This is a genomic window from Gracilibacillus saliphilus (assembly GCF_010994085.1).
Lineage (GTDB): Bacteria > Bacillota > Bacilli > Bacillales > Amphibacillaceae > Gracilibacillus > Gracilibacillus lacisalsi.
The window spans coordinates 32,842-45,831 of the sequence record NZ_WJEB01000023.1 but is presented as its reverse complement, the minus strand read 5'-3'; the positions used below and the strand labels follow the sequence as shown (position 1 = coordinate 45,831).

The window sequence follows — 12,990 nt, the reverse complement described above, 5'->3', positions numbered from 1 at the left end:
CTGACAACAATGCCAAAAATTAAAGATAAACCAGTTGCAATGGGGAGGCATATCATAGGCATATATGTATTATCCTTTGTACTATTAATCTTTCTCTTTTATTTCCATTGGATTATTGGTGCCGTGATGACTGTTCTGTTTTCTGTATCATTGTACTACAGTATCGAACGGGAAAAGCAACTGGTGGACCAAACAGAGGCATATATATCAACACTTTCTTATCGTGTCAAAAAAGTCGGCGAAGAAGCCCTATTAGAAATGCCGATAGGGATTATATTATATGGAGACGATTATCAGATAGAGTGGGCAAATCCTTATATGAATCAGTTTACCGAAACAGACACATTAATCGGTGATAATCTTGACGCCTTATCGGATGATATTTCTTCTTATTTGAAAGATGATAAGGAAACTTTTTGGCTAACGATTGATCAATATGATTTACAAGTATATAACAAGAAAGAAGAGAAGTTATTATACTTGTTTGACCGAACGAAACAAACAGAGCTACACACGCTATACCAGAATGAAAAAACGGTGCTAGGTATTATCTTTCTAGATAACTACGAAGAAATAACGCAAAACATGGATGATACAGCCAAAAGTCAAATTAATTCACAGGTTACATCTATTTTAAACAATTGGTCGAATGAACATGAGATCTATTTAAAACGAACATCACAAGAGCGATTTATGGCGGTGATGAATCAGAAGATCTTGGCTGACTTAGAAAAATCAAAATTTGAAATTTTAGATGAAGTCCGTGAATTAATTACCGATAAAAATGTACCATTAACCCTAAGTATTGGAATAGGATTAGGAAGCGAAGGGTTACCCGGCTTGGGTGAGCTAACACAATCTAGTCTTGACTTAGCGCTTGGTCGAGGTGGAGATCAAGTTGTTATTAAAGATGATAACACTGGAAAAGTGCGTTTTTATGGTGGTAAAACAAACCCAATGGAGAAGCGAACGAGAGTAAGAGCAAGGGTTATTTCTCACGCCTTAAAAGAATTAGTAAAAGAAAGCGACCAAATTTTAGTGATGGGGCATAAAGCTCCTGATATGGATTCGATCGGTGCTTCAATCGGTGTGTTAAAAATAGCACAAGCGAACGATGTAGAAGGATTCATTGTCTTAGATGAAGATGATATTAATACAGGGGTACAGCGACTAGTAGATGAAATGAAAGACAGTGAGGAATTGTGGTCCCATTTTATTGACCCTGATTCGGCTTTAGATATCGTAACGAAAGACACCCTTTTAGTGGTGGTGGATACGCATAAACCTTCCTTGGTGCAAGAGGAAAAGCTAGTGCATAAAACAGAACATGTGGTAGTGATTGACCACCATCGTCGAGGAGAAGAATTTGTTGATCATCCTACACTTGTTTATATGGAACCATATGCATCCTCGACATCAGAACTAGTAACAGAATTGTTGGAATATCAGCCTAGTAAGCTTTCTTTAAATATGTTAGAATCGACAGCATTGTTAGCAGGTATTATTGTAGATACGAACAGCTTTACCTTACGAACAGGGTCGAGAACTTTTGATGCGGCTTCCTATTTACGATCTAAAGGTGCAGATACCGTATTAGTCCAAAAGTTTTTAAAAGAAGATTTGGATATTTACGTCAAACGAAGCAGATTAATTGAAAATACGAATATTTATCGTGGTAATATTGCAATATCTGTAGGGAACTCAAGAGAGAGATATGGCCCTGTCATTATAGCTCAAGCTGCAGATACCTTGTTAATGATGACTGGAGTTGAGGCGTCCTTTGTGATTTCAGAACGAGAAGATGGCCGTATTGGTATCAGTGCCAGGTCACTTGGAGATGTCAATGTCCAGGTTATTATGGAAAAAATGAATGGCGGCGGTCATTTGACAAATGCTGCTACACAATTAGATGATATGGCAGTAATCGATGCTTATGAATGGCTGAAAGAAATTATAGATGAATATTATGAGGGAGGAGAAACAGAATGAAAGTCATTTTTACACAAGACGTAAAAGGCAAAGGAAAAAAAGGGGAAGTAAAAAATGTTTCCGATGGATATGCCCGCAATTACTTGCTGAAAAATAATTTAGCAATCGAGGCAAATCAAGCAAATATGAAGGCACTAAACGCAAAGAAGAATAAAGAGAAGCAATTGGAACAGCAAGAAGTAGAAGAAGCACAGCAATTAAAAGAAAAATTAGCTAATATAGAAGTGAAAGTAACAGCAAAATCTGGTGAAGGCGGCCGTTTATTTGGTTCCATTACAAGTAAACAAATTGCTGAAACCTTAAAGAAAGATCATCAAATTAAAATGGACAAGCGTAAAATTGAATTAGATCAACCAATTCGTTCATTAGGTTATACAAACGTACCGGTCAAAATCCACCCAGAAGTAACAGGTACGATACGAGTTCATGTTGTAGAAGCATAACACAATGGGAAGTTTACCTTACTTCCCATTTTCTTAAGTAAAGAACTCGGATCATAGTGATATATGGCGGACATTTAATACGTTATTTTCAAGAATAATGTTTCATTTTAGCTGTTGGATGACATATAATCCCTTATTTAACAAAATGAACTGGAAAACAGCCTTATTTTGAATGAATAACGGAATAGATGTCCACTAACATCCTAAAAACGTTCATTTTGTCACAAATAGCGGAATGAATGTCCACTTTTTGTAGGAAAGGGGGCAATGAGATGGCGGAAATGATCCAAGGGCGAACACCGCCTCACAATATAGAAGCAGAACAAGCGGTACTTGGTGCCATTTTTCTAGATCCGGATGCTATTTCCAGCGCTTCGGAAATATTAATCCCGGAAGATTTTTATCGTGCAAGTCATCAGCTTATTTACCGCGTGATGTTAGAGCTGTCAGATAAAGGGGAACCGATAGATATTGTCACTGCTACAACAGTTTTGGCGAATAATCAACAGCTAGATGACGTTGGTGGTGTCTCTTATTTAAGTGATTTAGCAAATGCTGTACCTACAGCAGCGAATATTACTTATTATTGCAAAATTGTCGAAGAGAAATCGATCCTCAGAAGACTGATTCGAACAGCAACAGATATTGTAACAGATAGTTATTCGAAAGAAGACGAAGTAGAAGAAGTGTTGAATGAGTCTGAGAAGCGAATATTAGAAGTATCGAATCGAAAGAATGCTTCTTCATTTAAAAATATTAAAGATGTTTTAATGGAAGTCTATGATAATATCGATCTATTGCACAAAAACCAAGGTGAAGTTACCGGCATTGCCACCGGTTTTCGTGACTTAGATCGTATTACATCGGGTTTCCAACGTAATGACCTTATCATTGTTGCTGCAAGACCATCTGTTGGTAAAACAGCTTTTGCCTTAAATATTGCACAAAATGTAGCGATTAAAACAGAAGAAAATGTCGCTATTTTCAGTTTGGAGATGGGGGCAGATCAGCTGGTATCACGTATGCTCTGTGCAGAAGGTAATATAGATGCGCAGCGTTTAAGAACTGGTACTTTAGAAGAAGAGGACTGGGGAAGATTATCGATGGCAATGGGTAGTTTATCCAATGCTGGTATTTTCATCGATGATACACCTGGTATTAGAGTAAGTGAAATTCGTTCCAAATGCCGTCGTTTAAAACAAGAACACGGCCTCGGGATGATTTTAATCGATTATTTGCAATTAATTCAAGGTAGTGCCGGTTCACAAGAAAACCGTCAACAAGAAGTATCGGAAATCTCTAGATCATTAAAGGGATTAGCAAGGGAATTAAACGTGCCGTTAATCGCCTTATCACAGTTATCTCGTGGGGTTGAATCCCGTCAGGATAAACGACCAATGATGTCCGACTTACGTGAATCAGGGAGTATTGAGCAGGATGCCGATATCGTAGGTTTCTTATACCGTGATGATTACTATGATAAGGAATCTGAAAAACAAAATATTATTGAAATTATTATAGCCAAACAACGTAACGGTCCAGTTGGAAACGTCGAACTAGCCTTTGTAAAAGAATATAATAAATTCGTAGATTTAGATCATCGCTATCAGGATAGCGACATACCACCAGGGTAAGGATATAGCATCCTTATCTTTTTTTATTTAGATAAGCATATAATCCCGGGTACCACCGTATTTTTGAACTATGATAAGTGAAATTTGAGGATACTCCAAGATGCTTGATCTGACATTTGTTGTAGAGCAGATCTTAGCGAAGGCCGTCCACTTCCACTCCTGTGGAAATTGTTTGGTCTGAAGATCCACTTTTTCGAGCGGTTTGTGCTCGAAAAAGTTAGCTGAAGGACAAACCCCACGGAAAGGGAAGTGGGCAGCCGGAGTGGGGGAAATACGATCGATATATTTCAAAATGGCTACTATAACAATAGCAGACCCACTTAGCATTGTGATAAGTACTGGGTCGTCGTTACTCATTGATATCCTCAAATATTCAGACTGGTTAGTATAGTCTCAATATCCAATGTTCATAATAGAATATAGGTTTTAGTAGTTCTATTTTCACGAACAATAATAATAAAAACATCATAAATGTTCGTAATTAAATTGACATTGCGCGGTAAGATTGGTAGAATTAGTTCGGAATCAATAAATTGATAAGGCGGAGGTGCCGTTTATGTCTTCAGTAGTCGTTGTAGGTACACAATGGGGAGACGAAGGAAAAGGGAAAATTACAGACTTTCTTTCACAAAACGCAGAGGTAGTAGCACGTTATCAAGGTGGAAATAACGCAGGTCATACCATAAAATTTGATGGTATTACATATAAACTACACTTAATACCTTCAGGGATATTCTTTAAAGACAAAACTTGTGTATTAGGTAATGGTATGGTTATCGATCCAAAAGCAATGGTTGAGGAATTAAAATATTTACATGACAAAGATGTTAGCACAGACAATTTACGTATTAGTAATCGTGCACATGTCATCTTGCCATATCACTTAAAATTAGATATTTTGCAGGAAGAAGATAAAGGTGCAAATAAAATCGGAACAACACGCAAAGGAATTGGACCAGCTTATATGGATAAAGCGGCTCGAGTTGGAATTCGTATTGCTGATTTATTGGACAAAGATGCTTTTCGTGAAAAATTAGAAAGCAACTTAAAAGAGAAAAATCGTCTTTTTGAAAAAGTATATGAAACAGACAGAATAGAAGTAGAAGATATATTAGAGGAGTATTATGAATACGGTCAGCAATTGAAAAAATATGTGGCGGATACATCTGTTGTATTAAATGATGCATTAGATGAAGGACGTCGTGTGCTTTTTGAAGGTGCACAAGGAGTTATGCTTGATATTGACCAAGGTACGTATCCTTTTGTTACTTCATCCAACCCAATCGCTGGTGGTGTTACGATCGGTTCAGGTGTAGGTCCTTCGAAAATTGATCATGTAGTAGGTGTCTCCAAAGCCTATACAACTCGTGTTGGAGACGGTCCATTCCCAACAGAATTACATGATGAAATTGGTGATCAAATCCGTGAAGTTGGTAATGAATATGGTACAACAACAGGCCGTCCTCGTCGTGTCGGCTGGTTTGACAGTGTTGTCGTACGTCACGCTCGTCGTGTAAGTGGTATTACCGATTTATCTTTGAACTCGATTGATGTATTAACAGGTATTGAAACATTAAAAATTTGTACAGCTTACAAGTACAAAGGTGAAATCATGGAAGAATTCCCAGCTAGTTTAAAAGTACTGGCAGAATGTGAGCCTGTTTATGAGGAGCTACCAGGATGGAAAGAAGATATCACTGGTGTGAAAAGCTTACATGAACTACCGGAAAATGCCCGCCATTATTTAGAACGTATTTCCCAGTTAACAGGCATTCCATTGTCCGTTTTCTCTGTAGGACCTGACCGTTCGCAAACAAATGTTGTTAGAAGTGTTTATAGTATTTAATCCAGTATAAGCTTGAAGGTATAAACTCTTTTCACGGATGTGAAGAGGAGTTTATACCTTTTTTTATATGTAAGGAAAGCATAGCTATACATATGGAGTTGCTATTTGGGAATCATTAAGTACCAAAAATCACTAGCATAAAGTCAAAATGGTACTAAGCTTTCGAATAAGTACCAAAAATAGAATACAAACTGTCAAAATGGTACTTAAAACAGGATTTAGTACCAAAATGAATTTTTTTTACTGTGATTTGGTACTAAATTATAAAACCTTATAATACTGCGCGTTAGTGGGATAATAATCCGATTTTCTAGCGCGGATATATGTTGGAGAACAACATTTAGCGAAGGCTGGGTGGTTATATCACCTTTTGTTTAGTGGTGGCTTTCCAAGGATATAGATACACGATTTGTCATATTACTCAATAGAGAAAAGAAGGAATCATTCCTAGGTATATATTCCTATTGTTACAAGTCATGTAATATTTTGGCTTTTATTATACAGTTTTGTTACATTCTCTTTAAAAATGTTTATTGCTATTTGGTTTTATGGTAGATTGGGTAAGGTAGAAGATTTGAATTAAAGATAAATAGAGATTTAATAGAGTAGTTGGGGTTATAGGAGGAAGTTAGAATGCGATTAAATATGAAAGGATTCGTGAAACATCTGACGGTTGCTGGTGTTGTGGCATTAGGTCTTACGTCACAAGTTGTTTTGGCGGATGACGAAGAATTAAGCAAAGTCTATCATGTCTATGTAGACGGTGAGCATGTAGGAATTGTAGAAAACAAAGACATTGTAGAAGATTACATTGCGGAAACAATCTCTGATCACCAAGATGAGAATGACTTTACATATACTGTAAATGAAGAGATTGAATATGTTGCAGAGACCGTTTTTTCATCACAAGTAGATAATCAGGAAGTGTTAGATTATTTAGATGAAGAATTAACGGTAGTTGTTGAAGCACAAGCCCTATCGATTGATGATGAAGTAGTAGGTTATTTTGCTGAGAAAGACCTAGCAGAACAAGTCATCCAAGAATATAAAGAAAACTACGTTAGTGAAGACGTATTAGAAAAAATAGATAATGATTCAGAATTAGAATCTGAATCACTATCTGTAGGGGAGTCTCATATTATAGACGTTACACTAACCGAAGAGGTTTCAATAATAGATAAAAAAGTCTCAGAAGATGAAATTTTAACCGTTGAAGAAGGTATTACACTACTAGAAAAAGGCACACTGGAAAACAAAAAACATGTAGTGGATGATGGAGATGTTTTAGGAAGTATTGCCAGTGATTATGATCTTTCACTAGATGAGTTACTAGAACTTAACTCAGATCTAACAGAAGATTCTTTAATCAAAGTCGGTGATGAATTAAATGTAACAGCATATGAACCATTTGTAGAAGTTGTTGTTACGGAAGAGAAACTCGATGAAGAAGAAATCGCCTATGAAACAGAAGTAGAAGAGTCAGAAGATATGTATAAAGGCGAAGAAGAAGTGAAACAAGAAGGCGAGAACGGAACCGTTGAAACTCATTACCAAATCAAAAAAGTTAACGGTAAAACAGTAGACACGGATGTATTAGATGAAAATGTAACGAAAGAGCCGACAAATAAAGTGATTGTCAAAGGTACGAAGGTAGTTTCATCTCGCGGTACTGGTGATTTCCACTGGCCGGCAGTCGGAGGTTATATATCAAGCCATCAGGGAGAACGATGGGGTTCTTTCCATAAAGGAATCGACATTGCTGGTGTAAGTGACCGCTCAATTTTAGCAGCTGATAACGGAACAGTTACTTCTGCCGGATGGGATAATGGAGGTTATGGTAACAAAGTTGTCATTGACCATAACAACGGTTATCGTACGATTTACGCTCACTTATCATCGATCGACGTTTCTTCAGGTCAAACAGTAGAAAAAGGTCAAAAGATCGGTGTGATGGGGGATACTGGTTTTTCAACAGGTATCCATTTACACTTTGAAGTCTATAAAGACGGTTCTTTAGAAAACCCAGCAGACTACTATTAAACACTTATATAAAACATACCCAAAATTAGATAGTATCAAACCCTTGTTACCGTATTGTAACAAGGGTTTTTTGCGAATAGAGCAGAGTCATTTTGATTAGATATAGTAGCGATAAGACATTTTTGTTAATATCGGTTAGAATAGAACGTAAGGAAAAATTTAATGGAAAAAGGACGTGCTTTTTATGAGTCAAAAAATATTAGTAGTAGATGACGAAAAGCCAATTGCAGATATATTAAAATTCAACTTAGAAAAAGAAGGCTACGAAGTATTGTGTGCCTATGATGGAGAAGAAGCGATTGAACTCGCGACCAATGAGGATCCTGATTTAATATTGCTCGATATTATGTTACCGAAAAAAGATGGTAATGAAGTATGCCGGGAAGTAAGAAAAACCCATAGTATGCCAATTATCATGCTTACTGCAAAAGATGCAGAGATTGATAAAGTGCTCGGCCTTGAACTTGGAGCAGATGATTATGTAACGAAACCATTCAGTAATAGAGAGTTAATTGCCAGGGTGAAGGCTAATTTAAGACGATTGGAAGTGGAACCTGCCAACCAAAAAAACGAATCCAAAGATATTGCGATCGGTTCCTTGGTGATTCACCCGGATGCATATACGGTTACAAGAGATGGCGAATATATAGAGCTTACACATCGAGAATTTGAGTTACTCCATTATCTTGCTCGCCATATTGGTCAAGTAATGACGAGAGAGCATTTGTTAGAGACGGTCTGGGGTTATGACTATTATGGTGATGTAAGAACGGTCGATGTAACAGTAAGAAGGTTGAGAGAGAAAATTGAAGATAATCCGAGTAATCCATTGTGGATCGTAACAAGAAGAGGTGTCGGATATTATTTGCGAAATCCTGAACAGGGGTAATGTTACATGAATAAAGTTAGTTTTTTTCAATCGATTCGGTTAAAAATTATTGTCATACTTAGTTTATTTCTATTATTGGCAATCCAGGTGATCGGTACGTATTTTGGCCAACAATTAGAGAGTAGTCTTTTAAAAAGTCACAAAGAAAACGTGGAAGACCGACTACAGGTATTGGCAACTAATTTAGAGGAATCTTTTAGTGAAGAGCGATCAGATGATGGAGAAGGACGAACATTACAAGAAGACGTTCAAGATATCACAGCCCGATATGGCGGATACTCGAGTAGATACTCTAGTGAAATTTTCTCTGAACTGCAAGTGATTGATTCACAATTTCGCGTTTTAGGTTCCAACAAATTTGATATGGTCGGAAAAAAAATCTCTGGAAACAGTGATATTCGTCTTGCCTTAGTGCATGGGCAATCAGACAACGGTGAAATCAGAAGAAAAGAAGGAACATCAGATCGCGTATATGTCCGCACATTACCGATTATGGATGGCGATGTAGCGGTTGGTGTCATTTATTCCGAAGCTTCCGTAGAGGAAGTATATGAACAATTACAGGAGATAAATGAAATATTCTTAAATGGGACCATTCTTGCCATTATCGTATCGATTATCATAGGAGTTTTAGTAGCACGAACGATTACTAAGCCTATTACGGAAATGCGGAAACAAGCAATGGGAATGGCCCGAGGGGATTTCTCGAAGAAAGTAAATGTCTATGGTCAGGATGAGATTGGCCAATTGGCAACTACCTTTAATGATATGAATGACCGATTAAAGCTTGCAAATCAAACGACAGAAGAAGAGCGGCGAAAGTTAAGCTCTGTACTTTCCAATATGTCGGATGGAGTTATCGCGACCGATGAAAAAGGAAACATAACGTTAATGAATGACCCTGCCACACACTTAATTGGTGTGTCTTTACATGAAGCTAAGGGCCAGCCTATTGCGGAGATATTGCAGATTGAAGATAAAGTAGTGGATGTAAAGGAATTAGAAGAAGTAGGTTCTTTAACAGTCGACTTTAGTGATGAAGAACAACTCTTTTTAATTAAAGCAAACTTTTCTATTGTACAAGATGAAGGTGGCAACTTCATGGGATTGATCACGGTGATTAGTGATGTAACCGAACAGGAGAAAGTAGACAGAGAACGTAAGGAATTTGTCTCCAATGTGTCACACGAATTACGAACACCGTTAACAACGATGAGAAGTTATCTAGAAGCATTAACAGATGGTGGTGCATGGGAAGACAAAGAACTAGCACCACAATTCTTACAAGTTACCCAAAATGAAACGGAACGAATGATTCGTTTAGTTAATGATTTATTGCAATTGTCTAAGATGGATCATAAAGAAAGTGCCATGTACAAGAAGAGAATTGACATTATTCCGGTATTCCACCATATTTTGGACCGGTTTGAAATGAATAAGACAGAATTAATACATTTTGAGCGTAAAATTCCTGATGAGCGTATTTTTGTTTGGGTAGACCAAGATAAAATTACCCAAGTAACAGATAATATTATGTCTAATGCTATCAAGTATTCTCCAGAAGGTGGAAAAATAACATTCCAGGTAGTTAAGGAACCTCATCGTCTGCGAATTAGTATTAGTGATCAGGGATTAGGTATTGCCAGAGAAAAAGTCGATAAGATATTTGAACGTTTTTACCGTGTTGATAAGGCACGTTCAAGAGAATTAGGCGGAACTGGTTTAGGGCTTGCTATTTCCAAGGAAATAATTGAAACGCACCATGGGCAAATTTGGGCTTCCAGTAAAGAAGGAAAAGGAACTACCATTTATTTTACGCTACCGCTCACGAAAAGAAAGCGAGGTAGTAAAAAATGAGAATAGATTTTGAGCTCGTAAAAACGATATTACTCGTTTTCTTAGTGTCACTAAGTCTATTATTAACGTTTGGTATATGGACTTATCAAGGGGATTATGAACCATCTAGCAGTAGTTCTGCAACAGACGCAGAGTTAAATGGGGAAGAAGAAACAAAGAAAAATTTAGTACAGCCCTCACAAGTTGTTATGCATGATGGTAATGCTCTATTAGGATTCAGTGATAGTCAAGATGAATTAGAAGTATTTCAAGATATATCACAATGGGCGTTGTATGATTTTGATATTATTCCAGAAGATGAGGATATTGAAATAGATGAATCATCACACGTGATAGAGCTTATTTTCCCTACTTCGATCCCATCTTCATTGATCAACGAAGTTTTTACAACAGATGATAGTATGTTATATGATAGTAAATTTAAGCGTGTTTATATCTATGCTGATGAAAATCAATCTAGTCAACAGGTCGTATTTAAAAATCGGGAACAAGATGGTATTAGTATTCGGGCAAGTGTGCAAAACATGACACAGGTTGTGGAATATTACAATCGTCTTTCATTGGTTTATGACCTGATTCCGTTCCTGGAAGTAGAGCTTGCAAATAATAGTTCCGTATATATACCGGAGAATGAGGTCAATATTGCAGGGAAGCAATTCCGTTATGAGACCATTGATCCGGAAACGACGAATTTTCGGACGATCTTTTTCCGTAGACCGTCTACGATTGTCAATACACGAAATGCAGAGGGAAACCAAGTATTAGGTGATAATCAGCGGGAGGTTGTGCTTAACGGTTATGCCATGGAATATACGAACTTTTACCCATCAGAAAATCAGCAAGACGAACAGGAGTCTTCCTTTGAAAGAACAGCAAATACAGGTGATTTCTTGATCTCCAGTTCAATAGAATATATCAATTCACATAAGGGATGGCTTACTGGTCAAGGAATTCAATACCGCTTATTCAACTTAAGTGAGGTCTCGAATAAGGTTGATTACCGAATGGTGCTCGAAAATCATCCGGTATTTTCAAGGGGAAATGAAGGATTATCCATGATGTCTGTTATGTACAAGAATCTAGATGAATATCAATATGTTCGACCTTTAATTCAATTAACGAAACCATATGACCGGGGACAAACTGATTTAATGTCTGGTCAAGAATTGTATGACTATCTTCAACAAACAGATCGTATTTCTTTTAATCAGATAATTGATATTCAATTAGGTTACCGAATGGAACAACAAGGACAAGTTTTTGATTTTATTCCAACATGGTGTATTCAAACTTATGCAGGTTGGGAGTATATAACAACTGAAGCTAATGCTATTACCCAAGGAGGAGAGACAAATGCAATGGGGCCAAATTAAAACGCTGTTCATTCTTTGTTTTCTTATCCTCGATATTTTCTTGTTACATCACTTTATTACTTATTCTAATACTAACTTCGAACCTACTGATAATGTTCCAATGGAAGACGATGTTCGAAATAATGTGAATGGAATCAATAATTTACCAGAAAAATCTCCTTCTGAAGAAGCTATGTTATATGCAGAACGAAAAGAGTTTTCTGATACAGAGTTAACCGAAATTGAAGAGCTTCCGAATCAAACAAGCGTTATTATTGATAGACATTTAATAGTATCTGAATTTGATAAGCCTTTAGCGATTAATGTCGAGGAAGACATGGAAGCTTTGGCAGAAAATATATGGAACTTTAATCAATATCGATACTTTGATAAAGATGAAGCTTCTAATACCTATATTTTCTTTCAGGAGATAGACCGCCCGATTTATTTCAATCCTAGTGGCGTACTCTTGGTACAAGTTAATGACAAGGAAGAAGTGACAAGGTATGTACAAACGATACTGGAAAAAGCAGAGGATCAACAAGAACCAGAGGAAATAAATTCACCTATGGATGCTTTAACTGGATTGTATCTCAGAAACGGTTTTATCAGGTCTGGAGATGAAATAACAGCTGAAGTGGAATTAGGTTATCATAACTTATTACCTTTACCAAACGGTGTGCAATTACTCGCACCTACTTGGGAATTTGAAGTAAATGGGGAGCACCATTATTATGTGAATGCCATTGAAGGCCATTTAACTTCTAGAAATGATGAAGATTTTATCCAAGAAATGAAGATCCAAATTAGTGACTACTTCGCAGAGGGTAGTACAGCGACAGTTGAAGTTACAGATGAAGAATGGGAAGAAGAAAATATAGAGTTATTACTAGAACAACTTTTAGAAATTCAAGAAGAAACAACAAATGGAGTGGAGTAA

At 36.9% G+C, this 12,990-nt stretch carries 9 protein-coding genes; all 9 read left to right on the top strand.

Going from position 1 to position 12,990, the window contains the following annotated elements; all coding sequences use genetic code 11:
• Window positions 1-9: 9 nt before the first annotated feature.
• Complete coding sequence (locus GHT08_RS14765) at window positions 10-1,989, top strand: DHH family phosphoesterase (RefSeq protein ID WP_272953903.1); 1,980 nt, start codon at window positions 10-12, stop codon at window positions 1,987-1,989.
• Window positions 1,986-2,432: a 50S ribosomal protein L9 gene (gene rplI, locus GHT08_RS14760; protein ID WP_163582176.1), complete on the top strand. Its 447-nt coding sequence runs from the start codon at window positions 1,986-1,988 to the stop codon at window positions 2,430-2,432. The genes GHT08_RS14765 and rplI overlap by 4 nt, the downstream gene beginning before the upstream one ends.
• Window positions 2,433-2,704: 272 nt before the next feature.
• Window positions 2,705-4,066, top strand: a complete 1,362-nt coding sequence (gene dnaB / locus GHT08_RS14755) for a replicative DNA helicase (protein ID WP_018934405.1) — start codon at window positions 2,705-2,707, stop codon at window positions 4,064-4,066.
• Between the two features lie 556 nt (window positions 4,067-4,622).
• On the top strand, window positions 4,623-5,912 hold the full coding sequence (locus GHT08_RS14745) for an adenylosuccinate synthase (RefSeq protein WP_163582173.1): 1,290 nt from the start codon (window positions 4,623-4,625) through the stop codon (window positions 5,910-5,912).
• Window positions 5,913-6,545: 633 nt separating this feature from the next.
• Window positions 6,546-7,952 carry a peptidoglycan DD-metalloendopeptidase family protein gene (locus tag GHT08_RS14740; RefSeq protein WP_163582172.1) on the top strand — a complete coding sequence of 469 codons (1,407 nt, stop codon included), beginning with the start codon at window positions 6,546-6,548 and terminating at the stop codon, window positions 7,950-7,952.
• 184 nt (window positions 7,953-8,136) lie between these two features.
• Window positions 8,137-8,841: a response regulator YycF gene (yycF, locus tag GHT08_RS14735; protein ID WP_018934402.1), complete on the top strand. Its 705-nt coding sequence runs from the start codon at window positions 8,137-8,139 to the stop codon at window positions 8,839-8,841.
• Between the two features lie 6 nt (window positions 8,842-8,847).
• Complete coding sequence (walK, locus tag GHT08_RS14730) at window positions 8,848-10,698, top strand: cell wall metabolism sensor histidine kinase WalK (RefSeq protein WP_163582170.1); 1,851 nt, start codon at window positions 8,848-8,850, stop codon at window positions 10,696-10,698.
• Window positions 10,695-12,071, top strand: coding sequence for a YycH family regulatory protein (locus GHT08_RS14725; protein ID WP_163582169.1), 1,377 nt, complete (start codon window positions 10,695-10,697; stop codon window positions 12,069-12,071). Before walK ends, GHT08_RS14725 begins: the two co-directional genes overlap by 4 nt.
• Window positions 12,052-12,990: a two-component system regulatory protein YycI gene (locus tag GHT08_RS14720; protein WP_163582167.1), complete on the top strand. Its 939-nt coding sequence runs from the start codon at window positions 12,052-12,054 to the stop codon at window positions 12,988-12,990. Before GHT08_RS14725 ends, GHT08_RS14720 begins: the two co-directional genes overlap by 20 nt.

Excerpts from the sequence above, each read along its gene's own strand:
- yycF (WP_018934402.1), top strand. The coding sequence starts at position 8,137 with ATGAGTCAAAAAATATTAGTAGTAGATGACGAAAAGCCAATTGCAGAT.
- GHT08_RS14725 (WP_163582169.1), top strand. The coding sequence starts at position 10,695 with ATGAGAATAGATTTTGAGCTCGTAAAAACGATATTACTCGTTTTCTTA.
- walK (WP_163582170.1), top strand. The coding sequence starts at position 8,848 with ATGAATAAAGTTAGTTTTTTTCAATCGATTCGGTTAAAAATTATTGTC.
- dnaB (WP_018934405.1), top strand. The coding sequence starts at position 2,705 with ATGGCGGAAATGATCCAAGGGCGAACACCGCCTCACAATATAGAAGCA.
- rplI (WP_163582176.1), top strand. The coding sequence starts at position 1,986 with ATGAAAGTCATTTTTACACAAGACGTAAAAGGCAAAGGAAAAAAAGGG.
- GHT08_RS14740 (WP_163582172.1), top strand. The coding sequence starts at position 6,546 with ATGCGATTAAATATGAAAGGATTCGTGAAACATCTGACGGTTGCTGGT.
- GHT08_RS14745 (WP_163582173.1), top strand. The coding sequence starts at position 4,623 with ATGTCTTCAGTAGTCGTTGTAGGTACACAATGGGGAGACGAAGGAAAA.
- GHT08_RS14765 (WP_272953903.1), top strand. The coding sequence starts at position 10 with ATGCCAAAAATTAAAGATAAACCAGTTGCAATGGGGAGGCATATCATA.
- GHT08_RS14720 (WP_163582167.1), top strand. The coding sequence starts at position 12,052 with ATGCAATGGGGCCAAATTAAAACGCTGTTCATTCTTTGTTTTCTTATC.